Consider the following 17701-nt stretch of genomic DNA (forward strand, 5'->3'; position numbering starts at 1 on the left):
TAGAAGACTAAATTGACAATTAGTTAACTCATTTCATACTTAATGAGTTAGTACTTTTAGGGTGATCAAAATGCCACACACGCGTACGTTTAAATTTGCGACGTTTAATTTATTAAATTATACCGCTCCACCCTACTCCTTTTATCAGCTACATGAACGATACAACAATACACAATGGCAGCAAAAACAGTTGTTTGTTGCTAACTTTTTGAGTGAGTCAAATGCAGATGTAGTGGCTTTTCAAGAAGTGTTCAGTCCACATGACTTAGAAGTTCAATGTAAAGAAGCAGGCTACGATTATTTTAATACCGTAGATAGCCCATCCCATGATGGTCTTTATCCACAGGTATTATTTAACCCTGTTGTCGCTATCGCGAGTAAACACCCATTTAAATCTTCCGATGCACTATCGCCTTGCCCTGAATTACTTGAGTATTTAAATAATCAAAATGAGTTCAAATTTAATCGCACGCCTATTAAATGCTTAATTGATTTACCTGATTTTGGTGAAGTGTGCTTTTATGTAGTTCACTTTAAATCACAGCGCGTCCAGTCAATGGCGCATATTCTTAATATCCATAACCTTGAAGATCCACTTTTGCAGTTACTACATCAAACTGTAGGCACCATGCAGTCTCAAATCTCGCGCTCATTAGAGGCATCCATTGTTTATTATGATGCCCTTAAAACCCAACGCGAAAAGCAATGTGCAACACTTGTTATGGGGGATTTTAATGATGTACTCACCAGCCCAACTTTATCGTTTATGACTCAAGGGTTTCACCCAACTCGTCGCGAACCTTGCATAGAACATAACGAACCCGTTGTAGGTTTAACCGACAGCTATGAGTTTAGCCGCTCATTTTATGAGAATAAATCAAAGCCCTTTAGCCATTATTATCAATCAAAAGGGAATGTACTTGATTACATTCTCGCCTCTGCACATTTTAATCCTGACTGCCAAGTTTCGAAAGTTAAAGCGCTCGATTATGAAAGTTATGATAGGCATATATCACCAAGCATCCTTAGTGAAGATATTAGCGTAAGTGACCACAGTGCTATCGCTATTAAAATTCATTTTTAAAGCACCTGTTTTTCATAACGTTACTTGCTATAATTGCGCAAATTAAGTTATTTAGAGAAAGACCATGAGAACATGTGGTGTAGAAATTACAGGTAGCGACGTACTACTGTGCATTTTAACCAAAGACAATGACGTATTTGATATCCGTGATGTTAGACAAACACGTTTTACCTTAGGTAACGGTAATGACACAGAAGTAATGCGTAAATTCCAATTTGATTTCAAAAAGTTAATGGAAGATTATCAAATTGACTCTGTGGCAATCAAAGAGCGTCAAGCTAAAGGTAAATTCGCTGGTAGCGCAAAAGGTTTCAAAATGGAAACGGCTATTCAGTTAATTGAGCGCTTAGATGTGCAAATTTTATCGGCAACTGAAATTAAAGAGCAGCTCAAACGCAACCCTGTGCCTATCGACTTTGAAGATACAGGCCTGAAGAAGTTCCAAGAAAACGCATTCATAAGTGCTTACGTTTACATCATGCGTAAAACTTATAAGCAAGATGAGCCAAAAGCTTAATTGCTAATTTAGTGTCAAAAAGAACGTGCTACGGCACGTTTTTTTATACCTCAAAACCCATTCTTTATTCTGCCTTGTTTAAATCACACTCTGTACATTAGTCTTATAAAGCTTTCCTTTGTCGACAATCTATGTTTAGTTAATCAGGTACGCATGTTTTGGAATCATCTTAAATGATAGTTTCAATTCTTTTGCATCAAGTCCATGACAACACATTAACCGGACACGGAGAACACAATGCAGATAACGAACACACACAGTAATGCGCTTCCACTTTCTCAAAGCTATTATCAAGGCCGTACAGACATTCCTTTAATTGAAAAAACTATTGGCCAATACCTAGATAACATTGTCGACAATCACCCTGATCACCCCGCGATTGTTGTTCATCATCAACAGATCCGTTTAACTTATAAACAATATCAGCAACAGATTAATCAATTAGCAATGGGGTTATTATCGCTTGGCGTAAAACCCGGCGACCGGGTTGGTATTTGGTCTCCTAACAATATTGAATGGTGCTTAACCCAATTTGCTACAGCCAAGATTGGTGCAATTATGGTCTGCATCAACCCAGCATACCGACCAAGCGAATTAAAATACGCACTCAATAGCGTAGAATGCTCAACATTGATTACAGCGAGTGAATTTAAAGCCAGTAATTATATAAACATGCTGAATGAACTCGCATCGGAACTTAAAGAATCTCAAGCAGGTAAATTAAATTTAAGTGCCCTTCCACATCTAAAAAACATTATTCGTATTGGCGATGAGCCTGCTGCTGGCATGTTTAGCTTTAGCGATATCATGCAGCGCGCTACAGATGCCCATAAGCTGGAGCTTGATGCCATTGCGGCCACTTTACATTGCGACCAAGATATTAATATTCAATTTACCTCTGGAACCACAGGTAACCCAAAAGGTGCCACCTTATCGCATAAGAATATCCTCAATAATGGATTTTTGATGGCACAAGCGATGAAGCTGACACATGAAGATAAACTCTGTATTCCGGTGCCTTTATATCATTGCTTTGGTATGGTGCTTGGTAACTTAGTGTGTATAAGTAAAGGCGCTACGGCTGTTTTTCCGGGGGATTCTTTTGACCCCAAAACGACCCTTGAAGTTGTAGAAAAAGAGCGCTGCACTGGCCTACATGGTGTTCCAACGATGTTTATCGCCGAGTTAGAGCTTAAAGATTTTGCAAACTATGACTTATCTAGCCTACGGACAGGCGTAATGGCCGGCTCAACCTGCCCTGAGCAAGTTATGCGTAATGTTCACTCATTAATGCATATGAAAGAGGTTGTTATTGGTTATGGCCAAACTGAATGTAGCCCTATCAATAATGTAACCGAAACCGATTCACCACTCGAGAAACAAGTCACCACAGTGGGCCGAGCATTAGCTCATACTGAAGTTAAAATTATTAACGAGCTAGGTGATGTTCAAAAAGTTGGCTTAACTGGGGAAGTATGTAGCCGTGGCGCTGGAATTATGCGCTGCTATTGGAATGATGAAGAAAAAACGAAAGCAACAATAGATCAAGACGGTTGGTTACACTCAGGTGACTTAGGTGTGATGGACGAAGATGGCTTTGTTGCTATCGTAGGCCGAATAAAAGACATGATCATCCGCGGCGGTGAAAACATCTACCCTAGAGAAATAGAAGAAGTGCTTTATACCTACCCCGGTATTCAAGATGCGGCCATTTTTGGCATAAGTGATGAAAAATACGGCGAAGAAGTATGTGCCTGGATCCAACCTAAAGATGATGCGGTACTTGATGAAAATGCAATTCGTGATTTCTTAAAAGATAAACTAGCCTACTTCAAAGTACCAAAGCACATACGCTTTGTTGAAGAATACCCAATGACAGTAACAGGCAAACTTCAAAAATTTAAAATGCGCGAACAAATGCAAGAACTCCTAAGCGAAAAAGCCTTCTCGTAATCATTTACTCGCAAAAATACACCCTAATTTGAACCAAGCTCAGCACCGCCTGAGCTTTTTAATTTATCTAGACACTCATAATAAGAAAAGATATTTAGACACCCAATTTAAAATTTCTCACTTCTCAAAATTATGACTAAACTTAAATTGTTCAACTCATGGAGGAGAAGAGCATGGCAACACCACGTAGACACTTAATTAGCGTTTCAAACACACCTTACTATCACTGTATTTCACGGCGCGTCCGTCGCGCCTATTTGTGTGGGAAAGACCCACTAACAGGTCGTTCATATGAACACCGGCGCGATTGGGTTGAAAACAAACTACTTCAACTTGGCAGGATATTTTGTATTGATATTTGTGCCTACGCGGTTATGAGTAACCACACGCATTCGGTCCTCCACATCGATATAGCAAAAGCTAAGCGTCTAAATAATAAAGCGATTCTTATTAGATGGCACAAATTATTCAAAAGTACATTCCTTTGCCAACGATTCTTAAATCGCGAATTGCTAACACAAACCGAGCTCGTCGCGGTTAATATCAGAGTAAATTTATATAGAGAGCGGCTCAGCAGTATAAGCTGGTTTATGCGCGTGCTTAATGAAAGCATTGCAAGAAAAGCGAACCAAGAAGATGAATGCAAAAGACGGTTTTGGGAAGGTCGCTTTAAATCACAAGCTTTGCTTGACGAAGCAGCACTTGCCGCTTGCCTTGCGTATGTTGACCTAAACCCTGTAAGAGCAAAAGCGGCTGATTTACCAGAAGAATCTGACTACACCAGTATTAAATCTAGAATTATCTCAGCACAAAATAATAAACAACCAAAATCTCTAATGCGCTTTGCAGGTAAACCACGCAAACACATGCCTAGGGGACTGCCATTTGAGCTTAAAACATACCTACAACTTGTAGATTGGACTGGGCGTTCAATACGAGATGACAAGCCAGGTAAAATCTCAGAAGATGCGTTACCAATTCTTGAAAGACTAAATATTTGTAGTGATAACTGGCTTACACTCACCACCTCTTTTACACGTTCATTTAAAAATACAGCAGGTAAAGAGCAGGCTATCACTGCTTATACAAATCACATGAAACGAAAACGAAGAAGCTCTATAGCTAATAGCCAAGCTTTATTTTGTTGAATTTAGAGCACTTGAACTACTTTTTACTCTATTTTTTATGAATAGAAAATGTCTATCTTCTGAAAATAACTTTAGCTAAAACTAAATGACCTACCCTTAAATCTACATAATGTAAAAGAACTAAACATCATTTAAGTACAAAATGAGCTCAACCAAAAGCTGTGACAATCTACTTTGTAAATACTAAACATGGGTGTCTTTTTTAAAAAATGGATGTCTATTTAACTTTAATTCCGAAAAGTTACACAACTCCTTGCTTTAACATTGCATCTGCAACTCGTTCAAACCCTGCTATATTCGCACCAAGGACCAAGTCATGTTCATTCGAGTACTGCTTGGCAGTAGCTGAAATTGTATCGAAAATAGACTTCATAACTTGTTGAAGTTTTTCATCAACTTGCTCAGCTCGCCACTTTTGCATACTGGCATTTTGAGCCATTTCAAATTGACTGGTAGCAACTCCACCAGCATTTGCAGCCTTACTTGGCCCTAAAAATACATCATTGTCTTTAAACACTTTTAACGCATCAGCTGTGGTCGGCATGTTTGCCCCCTCGCATACAACAGAGCAGCCATTTTCAACCAAAGCTTCAGCATCTTTTTCGGTAATTTCATTTTGAGTTGCACAAGGAAGTGCAATATCGGCATCATAGCGCCACACTTGATGTCCGTCGCTAGGATATTGATTTACAGGTGTAAACTCGGCATTTTTATGCTCATTCAAATAATCCCTAAGCTCAGCGCCACGCTCATTTTTTAAGTGTTTAACAAGAGCCACATCAAGTCCGTCTTTACAATATAAGGTTCCTTTTGAATCACTACAGCTAAGAATAACAGCATCGTATTGGTCAAGCTTTTCCATCAAATACAATGCTACGTTACCAGCACCAGAAACTAGGCATCGCTTACCTCTTAAAGAATCGCCTTTAGCATCTAGCATGGCACTTAAAAAATATGCAACACCATAGCCAGTAGCTTCGGTTCTCAGTGAAGACCCGCCCATAATCTCAGGCTTGCCAGTTAACACCCCTTCAAATTGATTAGTGATCCGTTTGTATTGACCAAATAAATAACCAATTTCTCTCGCACCAACGCCAATATCACCAGCAGGAACATCTGTGTTAGCACCTATATGACGATAAAGTTCAGTCATATATGACTGACAAAAACGCATAATTTCATTGTCACTTTTTCCTTTGGGATTAAAGTCAGCACCGCCTTTAGCGCCTCCCAATGGCAAGCCGGTAAGTGCATTCTTTAAAATTTGCTCAAAGCCTAAAAACTTAACCACACTTTGATTGACACTCGGATGGAACCTCAAGCCCCCTTATAAGGGCCTAATGTCGAGCTAAATTCAATTCTAAAACCACGGTTAACTTGCACTAAACCATTATCATCAAGCCAGGGCACTCTAAAAATAATTTGTCTTTCAGGTTCTACTAATCGCTCAAGAATTGCTTGCTGTTGATAAACGCTATTGCCTTCAACTAGCTGACTAATTGATGAAAGTACTTCTTCAACAGCTTGATAAAACTCAGGCTCATTTGAATTAGACTCTTTTACTGATTGCAGTATCTGTTGAACATATTGCATAACAAAATCCTCTTTCAAGCTGTTGAAAATATTAACTCTATTAAACTGCCTAAATCATAAAATCGATCACTTATGTTTAACGAATAGTGAACACCGCTGATTGCCCTTCTTCATGCTGCCAATAAAAACGAAGTGGCTCATTTTGAGAATCATAAAACCAAACTTCTGCCACCAGCTCTAATGCACTATTTGCAAGCATCACAGTTGAGGTTAACTTGCTTTGCTTTAAAGGTGCGCGCAATAAGCATTGGTTGTAATTGGCTTTATTATCATCACCTTTTAAGCAGATATTTAAGTATGCTCTGCTATCACCCATGTTCAAATCTACATCTACACTCAGCTCAATTTTGCTACTTAAATCAAATTCAGGAGCAATTGTTAAGTCGACCATTGTCGCAGGATCTGTACTCGTCTCTGGAGGTGTTGTTTCTGATGGCGGAGTGCTTGTGGTGGGTGTCTGCGTAACCGTTGTACTTTCCGCCTTGGTTGAAGTACTACCTTCTCCACCGCCACCACACGCCGATAACATTAAGCTAATGATTACTAAAGTATAATGTTTCATGATTATTCTCCTCGTAGAATAACATTTGCAAGTTTTGCATTATTAAACCAAAGAGGCTTATCTCGTCCTGCTGATTCAGCAAATGCTCTAAAGTCACCATACGCATGTGTTATATCAATACTCTCTTTCGGGTGTGCCCATGCGCTACCAATCTCCATTGCCCAAGGTAGGCCTGTTTCTGTTTGGAAATAATAACTTTGAGCACTATTACTCGCATCATCAGAGCCATTGATTGAAAATAATTGTGCATTGAATTTTTCGGTTGGTTGTTGATTCTTAATATGAACTTCCCAACCGCGTGGGTTTTGTCCAACTAAAAACTCACCATGGTAGTGATCTTGAGCCGCAAAAATAAATGGATCTAAAGTATATTTAGGGGCTTCTATTGTTGTTACTCCACTTTGAAGTGAAACAGTTAAACTAAACGAAACTTTGCTGTTGGTATCACAGCCTGTTTCAGTTCTAAAGTAACTACAGCTTGATTGTTTATCTGTAAAATCCCATGTATCTGGCATGATAATAAAAATAGCATCCTCAACACCTTGCTCTAAAATAGAATGTGATTGTGTTTCGCCATTTATAGTTAAATTAATTGAACTTGAATCAATCTGATTTCTTAATATTCGCTTATCAGCATCATCGGCTATCGTTTGGTACAAGCGTACTGCAAAGCCATTATGAAAATCAGCACCAATGCCAACTAATTCCCCTTCAATCTTGTAGCCCATGGCCTGGCCTTCTTTATCAATCAATGTAGTACGATAATTTACAACTAAATCGTTAAAGTCATAGTCACCAGCGAAAGGCCATTGATCTTCATAGGCAAGGGTTACCCAACCATTCTCACTTGGGTATACCAAACTGCCATAAGTGGTTACCGGGTAATCCTCGACTTCGCCGCCTGTTACCCCACCACTTGCGGTAATTGGGTTAGCTTCGCTGCCATCTGTGACACGAAAACGTGCCCATGTAGCTCCCATCACAGCATCACTTGGCACATCAACCAGCACGCTGTTATCACCTTGATTTAAGCGATATTTGTTCACTGTGATTTCGTCTGGATCAAATTGGAAATTTTGATCCCAATCGAACCAAGCATATAAATAGCCATTATCATTAGGTGCGGTCACTATTATCTGGCTAGTAGAGCCTGCAACAAAATCAGTAACAAATCTAACACCGTCATCTGAGCTATCGACGGGTAAAGCCTGTAAATCAGCAGGTGTGTTAATATTTTCACCATCAACAACGGCCCCTAAATACACTAAATTTGATTGGTCTTCATTCGGATCAAACAAATGGCGGGCACCACTGTGAGCAAGTGCTGTTTTATATGGCATAGGCGCATCACCAAAATCGATTGAGTTATCAGTTACTTTTACTTCAGCAATAGCACAGCGTGCACCATCATTTTGATTCGATGTTGGCCCTAAGGTGAACACTGCTGCTGTAGGCGTATAACCCATTACAGGGCTGGTGCTCAAATCTACTTTATGGATTTTACCGTCGCGGTTATTACTAAAATAAAACTGGCCTTGTACATCAAAATAGCCTGCACCATTAGCACCGGTATCACCTGCTATGTCGAGGTTAGCGACAAAAGTGGGTGTCTGGTTATCTAAATTGATTTCATATAGGTCGCCGTTTGACTCAACCGCATACAAAAGATTGCTGTGTGGATGAAAAGCAAAATCATAAATAGCTAAATTCCAGTTCGCTGAGCCTGCAACTAATTGTGCCTGATACTCGTCGGCCTCTTCAGTTAAATCAATGCCATATAAACCAAATTTAGGGTGGTATAAATAGTAAATCGCCTGATTAGTTTCACTATTTACATGAATATCACCAACATAAAAATTGGTATCTGGCAGGCCATTTACAGTCAAACGTTTTAAAACATAATCGTCACCAATACGCACAACACTTTTTGGTGCTTGTTTACTAAAGCCATACATATATTGGTCTTGATAATTAAAGCCAACCGCATTAACGCTGTCGTTATTCGTTTCTGTTGAAAAATCCATTGAAGCTGCAAGCACGGTGGTTTTGGCGGATACTAGGTCAACGCCATACATTTGCGCAGGCGAACCTTGAATCAAAAATGCTTTACTTGGGCACTGTTCAAATGGTGCTGCACTTACAAAGCCTGTTGCAAGTGCGGTTATTAGGTAAGCGGGTATGTTACTTTTCATAATTACACTCTCCTGTGGATGTGTTATTACTCAAAGCAGTAACCATTCCAAAATACAACTCATTTTAAAACAATAAGTTACAAACAGTTGGGCTGAGTATTTGCAAGATGCAAGTGGCATAGTTGCATAATGCAATTCTTTTTAGCTACAAAAGCAAATCATTCCCACTTAAAAGAATGACATGCTAGACTAGTTAAGAATAAAAATAATAATAAACCCGAATATGAAACTTAAAGCCCCTGCTATTCTGTACTTTGCCTTATCATTGAACAGTGCTTTTGCATCAACACTGCAACACAACATTGATGAAGCCAGAACAATCAGTGACTACCAAAAACGATATGACTATTTAAAAAGTATCAATAAACAACTCATCGAGTCTGCCAGCCTTGCAGAACAAATCAGTTTTAACGTAAGGTTAATTCACGTTCACATACACCTCGGCCAATTTCAACAAGCGCAAACTATCATTGATGAACTTGAAGCAGGCCCTAAATACAAAAACGACTCCCCCATTTACAGCGAGTTATATCTTGCAAAAGCGCGGTTGGCCTACAGAGAAAATGATTTAGAAACTGCAATTCATTTATCGCAACAAAATGTCGCCCTGTTTCAGCGATTACAACTTATCGATTATGAAATTGATGCCGTGGCGAGCCTTGTCAGTGCTTATCATAATGCAGGCGAGTATCAAGCAGCCTTGAACTTGCTTGAGGTTTATATTCACGAGAAAAATCGTGAATTAACCTTAAAACAAAAAGAAATGCTCTACCATGGTTATTCGCGTAATCTTGAACAGTTAGACCGCTTAACGCTTGCTCTAGAATATAAGCTAAAACGCCGTGAAGTTATTCAGCAGATGTCACCGTCCATCTCATTACAAGCAGGCATTAGTTATTCAATTGCTCAAAGTTATTTAGATTTAGAGCAATACAAAAAAGCAAAGAGCGAGTTTATTACAGCCCTCATTTTTGATAGGCAAACGGGCTCACTTTCTGATATCGGACATAGTTTAGTTAAGCTATCCCAATGCGAATATGGACTTAATAACTACTCTGCTGCACTTGCATACGCACAAGAAGCTCAACAGGTGTTCGCAAGTTATAACAGCACGCGTAATACAGCCTGGGCAAACCATAATATTGCGATAAATTTGCTCGAAATCGATAAAGCGAATCAAGCATTAAACATTGAAAAACAAGTGATCACTGAACTCAAGCAAGACGATCACTTATATATAGATGTACTACTTACATTAGCAAAGCTCTACATTGGCTCTGCTGAACTTAAACAAGCTAAACATTATGCTGAGCAAGCCTACCAATTAAGTAACAATAAAAATAAGCTACAAAAGCAAATCATTGCTCTAGAACATTTGATCACTGTGGCTGAAAAACAAGCTGATTTTCAGCTGGCTCTGTCATATCAACGGACTATTACAGAGCTTGAAAAAGGCTTTGCCCGTAACAACTACAATCAACGTTTAGCAGAGCTGCAAAACTCCATTGCGATGCGCGACCGCGATTTAGCCATTCAAGATTTAAAACTCCAAGACAGTGAAAAGAGCCAAGCAATCGCCTCACAGCGCCAAACGATCTTATACAGCATTTTATTATTTAGCCTGCTTTTAGCTGTAATGGGCATTGCTTTATTACGAGTAAGACAAAGAAAACAGCTTATTGAACAGCGCCGAAATTATTTAGATAAACAAATCAGCCAACGTAGTAAGTTACTATCACAAGTTGCTCACGAACTAAGTGGTCCATTAACCGGCTTGCGCTTACACCTTGAAACGCTCCAAGCAGGCCTAACCCAATTTAATGAGCTTACATACGAAAAGCTCAACCAAAAAATCACCGACATGGCAACTTTAGTGACTGATTTAAATAAAATTTCACTTTTAGAGCAAAGTAGCTTTCAGCTCAACGTAACAACAATTAATGCAGCTGAGTATTTCCAAAGCTTACACGCAGATATGCTGATCCAGCTTGATAAATTTGAAGTGGGATTCACACAAAATATTGCTGATGAATTAAGTTTAGAGTGTGATGCAACACGGCTTTCCCAGTTATTTGCAAACTTAATCAGTAATTCGCTTAAGTACACAAATCACCCCGGTGAGATTAATTTGACGATTAGCCAAAACCAAACACAGCTTTTAATCTGCTATGAAGATTCAGCCCCTGGCGTCAGCGACGAGAGTTTAGCAAAGATATTTGACCATCTTTATAGAGTGCCTGACTTAAAAACAGTAAAACAATCGGGTTCAGGAATTGGGCTTGCGATAGTAAAACAAATTGTCGAAGCCCATAACTGGCATATTACAGCAGCTCATAGCGAACTGGGTGGTGTACGCTATGACTTAACGATTCCTATTTAGTTGATTTGTCTGGCCATTCAAACGCACCAACATCACCAGGAAAAACAACCGGTGATTCAATACCGTCTTTATTTACAGCGGCAACACCAAAATAGTAGTTATCGATAACAACATTTTTCAGTGTTGCTTCGGTAACGTTGCCAACATCGCGGCTAAATTGCCATTGTGGCTCACTGGTGTAACGCCAATAGATTTTATAACTGACCACGGTTGGATCATCACTTTTATGCCACGCTAATGTTGTACTGGGCTTTACAGCACCTGAAATACTAACACCCGTTGGCGGCGCTGGAGCCCACGCCATTGAAGCCATTGTCACTGCATTGAGTGACGTTAATTTCGCCGCATAGGCAAAATCAACATGGTCAATGGTATCACCGTAGGTAATACCATCTTCAGTACGCAAGTCTTGATGCTGTTGATTATAGTTTTCGTTGGTTTCCATTATACGCACAGCGGCAAAGCCAACATCGTTAAATGGACGGTGATGTCCTCCTCGACCAAAACGATCGAGTCGATATACCAACATGGTATCCAGATTCTCAATATAGCGATCTGCGATTGTATCTATGTAACGCGCAAGGTTACGACTTGCAGAGTCTACTTCACCACCTGTAAAGCGGCGTTTATGGGCTTGCTCTTTGGTTTCTATAACGCGAGTGCCTTCAGAGAAAATACGTGCAGTTGTGTTATCTGTTACCCCATTAATGCCGGTTGAATTACCAATCATGTCGTTGTTTAAAACACCATGAACACGCCAGTTATGCTGTTGTGCGTATTTAGCTAAAATTTTACCGCCAAACAAACCTTGCTCTTCACCAGATAATGCTGCATAAACAATTGAGCCATTAAATTTATACTTTGATAAAACACGCGCCGATTCAAGCACACCAGCCACACCAGATGCATTATCGTTTGCTCCTGGCGCATCTGAGGTGTAGTCCATTACATCAGACACTCTCGAGTCAATATCACCCGACATCATAACCATACGATTCGCATCAACTTGACCGCGCTGAATAGCCACAATATTTACAACTTCAACCGGATTTGGAATACGCTTTTCACCGGAAATAGTGTCTTTTATTTCGATAATTTCTAGGCAATTTCCGCACGCTTTAGAAATCGCCTCAAACTCAGACTTGATCCAACGTCTTGCAGCTCCAATACCGCGTGTATCTGATTTTGTCTCAGAGAGCGTATGGCGAGTGCCAAAATCAACCAGCGTTTGTATATCTTGCTCTATACGTGTTTTAGAAACGGCACTTGCAATATCATGCAAAGCTTGTTGATCTTTATATTGAGGTGTTGTGGCATGAGCTGCCGAGACCAATAACAGCGATGAGCTAAACAAAGCACCCGTAGTTGTTATTATTTTACGCTTAAACATAGTTTCACTCCTTCAATGAATCATTCAAGGCTAACTAATATTTCATTTCGCGCAATAGTTATGAGTTAGAAAACAAATTACTAGGTTAAAACTACGAGCCAAGCTTCAATTTAGCCGCTGGCAGCTTCAAGCTATAGCGATAGCGAGCAGTTCGTTCGTCCCGTTCACTATCAAAAAGATAATTACATGCAAAGCCTTCAAGCACGCGTTGCAGCTCAGTTTTAATTTTATTGCGGTTTTGATCTAAAGTTTTACCTTTTAAACCTTCATCAAGATCACGTATCGCTTTTTGGTGACCGCCATACTGCTGCATTAATTTGGCTAACTGCTGACCATTTTTATGATCAGGCTTACCCTGCGGCGGATTTAAATAAGCAGGCTCGGCTTCAAGCTTTCTTTTTGCATACCAAAAATAATAAAGTAAGGGTGTCTTTGAAAGCCGGATAGGCACACCATGAATAACTACTTGCTGATTTGGTAAGTCAAAGCACAACGTATCATCAGCCTCTGCCGCTTGTAATGCTTGTTCAATGTTTAAACCTTGCTGCAAGGCTATGCTAAACCAACATTGTTGCTGCTCTTTAAGCGATGCCAATTGTAAGTCTTGCTGTGCCGTTAAACCCTTTATTAAACCCTGTTGCTTTAAACCATCAAACCAGCGTGACTCTTCAATAGCTGTGCTTAACTTATCTTTCCCAGTCATTACTTGATCGGGTATAGGTACTTTTTGCCTGTTAGTCTGGAGCTTAAATATAAACTTGAACAAATAATCAATAAGTAGACCTAGTGCAGTAAATGCGCCTGCCCAAAAAGCCACCTGCCAATAGTTAAAGTTAACTGAGCTATCAATGCTTGCATAGAGTGCGTGATTACCAAATTGCCAGTTAAGTGTGTTACTTCCTGAAAGCTCTGTTTTACTTAGGTTTAACTCAGTCACAGTCAAAGAGGCCACTAAGTCAACCGGTAGCTTTGATACAAAAGTAATGTCATGTAAATCATCGACTAGTGAGTGGCTAATGCGCGAAAGTTCTTGGCTTTCATCTATGGCATTATTGAGTGAAGGGTTAACAACCTGAGGAAGCTGCTCTGCAAGTGTCATCATTAGTTGCTGTTTAGCATTTTGGCCAGATAAATAAATCAGCCCAACAAAAAAAGTAAAAATAATACAAGGGCTTTTAAGTAATTCATCTTAAACCCTTATCAAGACTATACGGATGCGTGGTATGAACCTTTAATAACCTTGACTGATATTGCTGTAAATAGGTTACAAGCGACGGCGTTAAATCAGCATATTGATCATTAAGGTACCAAGATAAGGTTGATGAAACATGCTGTAAAGGCTGTGTTTTTGACGCTGGCCAACGCTTTAATTGCCCATGGTGACCGACACTCGGAATAATATCGAGTTTTTCTGCCAAGAAATCATTAACCAAACTTTCTCTATTGGGGTAAAAAACCAATTGCGCATTTTCAAGCCCATGACCAAACTGTTTTAATTCACTCATTGGGGCTAAATAACCAGACTCACTGCGCTTGTCTTCGAGTAAACCTATTCGTTTATTTTTTAATGAATTTGCAGAAAGCTGCATATTGTCTTGATGTGAAAACCACGAAATCTGATAACTAGGCAAGCTTAATATTGCTGTATAAAAATCATCCCAATTTGGCAGTAAACCACTCAAGGCATAATCACGATTTAGAAAAAGCGCATAGTTGTCACTGAGTAATTGTTCTGTGCTGAGCATTTCTCTGGGTTGCCAAGACACAGTAACAGTTTCAAAACTCTGTTTAGCGAGCAACGTATCGCATAAGGTTTGTGCAAACTCTTCAACCTGCCAATTAGTCGGCATATAAATATGAAAGTGCTTTTTACCGCTCGTATGTTTTACTTTGCAGCTGTAACTGTATTGCTCTTTTAAAACAACAGGCTCAATTGTTTGCTGGCTTAAAAACACCATTGCAGGCAGTAAAACCAGTGAGACAATAAGCAGTCTTAAAATGGTGAAAACAAAATTACGTGGCATTTTTTATTGTTAAAGGTGTCTTTTAAATGACTAATTTATAGCATTTGTATTACAAACTTATGAAATGCAATTGGGTTAGTTTATTTGTCATAAAAACATCAAATTTAACCTTTCATGTCCCTTTATTTGGTTAAGTAAATTAACTAAAAAGACATCTCTAAAACTTGCCAGCTTATTGTTTAATAAACACTAAAATTTAAAAGATATCCCTGTATTTTATAACGATGCCGGTTTAACCAAACTGCAATATTTCTATTCCATTCTTTGCCCAACTTTTTAAAACATCCAAAATAACCCGGAGTATTCAAGTGACACCATTTGCTCGAAATCGATTAGCGGCTTGCGTAGTACTTGCCTGTTCATCGTCGTATAGCTATGCAGCACAGACAAACGACTATAACGAAATAGAAGAAGTCGTTGCTGTTGCATCCCCTATAAAAGACAGCCAAAAAGCAGCTATTATGGCAAAGCAATCCGCCTCTAACTTTGTTGATATTGTTGCAGCTGATACCATTGGCCGCTTTCCTGATCAAAACTTAGCAGATTCATTAGGTCGCGTTCCGGGTCTTGCTATCGAACGCGATCAAGGCCAAGCACGCTATATAAACTTTCGCGGTGCGCCATTTCGTTACACTACAATTGCCATCGATGGCATGACCATTCCTGGCGCTGAAAATGGCCGTATTCCCCGTTTTGACAGTTTCCCGTCTGTTATTACTAGCCGTTTATCAGCCAATAAAGCAATTATGCCTGATATGCCAGGCGAATCGATTGCTGGTTTCATTAATATCGAAACTTTTAACCCGTTTGATGTCGAGGGTTTCTCACTAGCCACTGATGTAGGTTTAGGTAATCAAGCATTAGGGGATGGTGATATTAGTAAGTTTTCAGTGCGAACGTCATGGTCTGGCGAAAATGTAGGCATTAGTTTATTCGCATCACAAAACAGCCGTGAACAAATCACGGATAACCGCGAATTCGATTTAGAACAAGTGGATTCAGAGCTAGTTGTTAACGAACTTGATATGCGTAGCTATAAAGTAAAACGCGAAGACGAAGCCTATGGTGGCCGATTTGAATATCGTCCGAGCGATTCAATGAACCGATTTTTCTTTAGTACGCTATACAGCAAATTCCAAGATCATGAAGAGCGCAACCAGTATGTGTTTGATTTTGCAGGCGGTGCAGAAGCTGCGGGCAGCAACCTAGCTGCCGGTGAAACAGGCACTGGTCTTGCCATGGTAAGCCGCTCTTTAGAGTATGGTTTATATGAAAACTCAACATGGACCAACACACTCGGTGCTGATCTCCAGTTAGGTGATTGGTTTTTAGAAGCGCGTACAAACTTCACAAAAACCGAAAACGATGTGTTATTACCCCTGCCTTACAGTTTATATGGCGTCGCGGTCGCAAGCTATGATGTATCAGATATTAACGACCCTCTTGTCACACTTGCACCAGGCACTTCACTTAACGATATAGACTATGGCTACGAAATGCTGCTGGTTTACGGCAGTGCGTTATCGATTGATAGCCTGCAATTTAAGCTAGACGCAGAAACTGACTTTGCTTTCGCAGGGCTTAACAACACCTTTAAAATGGGGATCGGCCATGACCAGCGTGAAGCACAGGGCTATGGCACAAATGGTGGCATGGCATCACTTTATGGTATTGACCCAAGTGACTATGTAACTGATCAAGCATGGCATACGGATTTCACAAACAGCATTAACGGCACCTACTACGACAATAAACAGCTTAGAGCAGATTTAGAAAGCGCATCAGGTGGTCTTATGGTCACCCCAGATAACGCCAGCAAAATCAATATAGATGAAAACATTACTACAGCCTATGCCATGGTGACCAACCAATTCAAATGGGGTTCTTTAGTCAGTGGTGTACGTATCGAAAGTACTGACTACACCAGCAGTGGTCCAGAAGGAGAACATTCTGATACCTTCACCGAAGTATTACCGAGTGTGAACTTAAATGTTGATTTAACTGATCAAGTAAAATTCAGAGCCGCACTTTCAACGGGTATGAGCCGCCCTACTTACAATGAATGGCGCGCATCAGCATCGATTGATACCACAGAGCAAACCATCTCAGGGGGTAATCCATTCTTAGAGGCTGAGTCTTCATATGGCGCTGATATGTCATTAGAGTGGTATGCAGGCGATGCTAGCCTTGTTGCAGTAGGCGCTTTCTACCGACACATTGACGATGTAATTTATGCGGATACGACCTATGTAGATGCAGGTAACTACATCAGTGAGTTTGCCGGTGAACAATGGAAATACACAGGGTTTGTCAATGGAGACGAAGGTCACTTCCAAGGCATCGAACTTAACTTTATTGGCCAAGCCAGTGATTTTATCTCTGCAAGTTGGGATGGTTTTGGTTTCTCTGCCAATCTAACCCTCTTAGACAGTGAATTTACCACGCTTTCAGGAAGCAGCTTTAGTTTACCTGGCACATCAAACATGATTTTCAACAGCTCCGTTTACTATGAAAACGACCTATTCTCTGCGCGATTAAATTATCAGTATCGTGATGATTGGTTATCAACAACAGAAAACGACAGCATGGGTGAATATTGGGCTGCACAAACCCGTTTAGACCTTTCACTGAGTTACACATTAGCAGAGCCTGTGTATGGTTCAGATGTGAGTTTTTACGCCAACATCAACAACCTTACCGATGAAATTGACGTGCGTTACATCGGCACAGAAGCCACTCCTAACCAAATTGAACGCTACGGTCGCCGTTATATGGCGGGTGTTCGTATCAACTTCTAACCTACTTTTGAATTTACCGCTCAGAGTTTAATCGCTCTGAGCCGAGTAATAACTAAGGAA

The 17701-nt window shown here is 40.0% G+C and carries 11 protein-coding genes and 1 pseudogene; 6 read left to right on the forward strand and 6 right to left on the reverse strand.

The features are described from left to right. The first annotated feature begins 70 nt into the window (after positions 1-70). The 4 genes from P4S60_RS08150 to P4S60_RS08165 all read left to right on the forward strand — a co-directional run bounded on the left by P4S60_RS08150 (position 71) and on the right by P4S60_RS08165 (position 4702). Positions 71-1084: an endonuclease/exonuclease/phosphatase family protein gene (locus P4S60_RS08150; protein ID WP_337115608.1), complete on the forward strand. Its 1014-nt coding sequence runs from the start codon at positions 71-73 to the stop codon at positions 1082-1084. A gap of 64 nt (positions 1085-1148) precedes the next feature. Beyond that, on the forward strand, positions 1149-1601 hold the full coding sequence (locus tag P4S60_RS08155) for a DUF3010 family protein (protein WP_054554891.1): 453 nt from the start codon (positions 1149-1151) through the stop codon (positions 1599-1601). 237 nt (positions 1602-1838) lie between these two features. After that, positions 1839-3554 carry an AMP-binding protein gene (locus P4S60_RS08160; RefSeq protein WP_337115609.1) on the forward strand — a complete coding sequence of 572 codons (1716 nt, stop codon included), beginning with the start codon at positions 1839-1841 and terminating at the stop codon, positions 3552-3554. 173 nt (positions 3555-3727) lie between these two features. Continuing rightward, positions 3728-4702, forward strand: a complete 975-nt coding sequence (locus tag P4S60_RS08165) for a transposase (protein ID WP_337115610.1) — start codon at positions 3728-3730, stop codon at positions 4700-4702. 241 nt (positions 4703-4943) lie between these two features. Here P4S60_RS08165 and gdhA read toward each other — a convergent pair. The 3 genes and pseudogenes from gdhA to P4S60_RS08180 all read right to left on the reverse strand — a co-directional run bounded on the left by gdhA (position 4944) and on the right by P4S60_RS08180 (position 9049). Then, positions 4944-6295 (reverse strand): annotated as a pseudogene (gene gdhA, locus P4S60_RS08170) (NADP-specific glutamate dehydrogenase). A 76-nt stretch (positions 6296-6371) separates the two neighbouring features. Then, a complete protein-coding gene (locus tag P4S60_RS08175) occupies positions 6372-6857 on the reverse strand; it encodes a hypothetical protein (protein ID WP_337115611.1) in 486 nt (161 codons plus the stop codon). Positions 6858-6859: 2 nt separating this feature from the next. Next, positions 6860-9049, reverse strand: coding sequence for an LruC domain-containing protein (locus P4S60_RS08180; RefSeq protein WP_337115612.1), 2190 nt, complete (start codon positions 9047-9049; stop codon positions 6860-6862). 223 nt (positions 9050-9272) lie between these two features. On the opposite strand from P4S60_RS08180, the gene P4S60_RS08185 reads away from it, so the two are divergent. Next, positions 9273-11429: an ATP-binding protein gene (locus tag P4S60_RS08185; RefSeq protein WP_337115613.1), complete on the forward strand. Its 2157-nt coding sequence runs from the start codon at positions 9273-9275 to the stop codon at positions 11427-11429. Here the strand turns inward: P4S60_RS08185 and P4S60_RS08190 are convergent. From P4S60_RS08190 to P4S60_RS08200, 3 genes are all read right to left on the reverse strand, one after another. Continuing rightward, on the reverse strand, positions 11422-12819 hold the full coding sequence (locus P4S60_RS08190) for a M28 family metallopeptidase (protein ID WP_337115614.1): 1398 nt from the start codon (positions 12817-12819) through the stop codon (positions 11422-11424). The two genes, P4S60_RS08185 and P4S60_RS08190, sit on opposite strands and share 8 nt — an antisense overlap. Before the next feature lie 91 nt (positions 12820-12910). Continuing rightward, positions 12911-13921 (reverse strand): hypothetical protein, encoded by a 1011-nt coding sequence (locus tag P4S60_RS08195; RefSeq protein WP_337115615.1) that lies wholly within the window; start codon positions 13919-13921, stop codon positions 12911-12913. Positions 13922-14003: 82 nt separating this feature from the next. Then, complete coding sequence (locus tag P4S60_RS08200; RefSeq protein ID WP_337115616.1) at positions 14004-14843, reverse strand: hypothetical protein; 840 nt, start codon at positions 14841-14843, stop codon at positions 14004-14006. A 308-nt stretch (positions 14844-15151) separates the two neighbouring features. Between P4S60_RS08200 and P4S60_RS08205 the strand changes: the two genes are divergently transcribed. After that, positions 15152-17641, forward strand: coding sequence for a TonB-dependent receptor (locus P4S60_RS08205; protein WP_337115617.1), 2490 nt, complete (start codon positions 15152-15154; stop codon positions 17639-17641). The last annotated feature ends 60 nt before the right edge of the window (positions 17642-17701 follow it).

Source organism: Pseudoalteromonas sp. Hal040 (genome assembly GCF_037162425.1).
GTDB lineage: Bacteria > Pseudomonadota > Gammaproteobacteria > Enterobacterales > Alteromonadaceae > Pseudoalteromonas > Pseudoalteromonas gelatinilytica.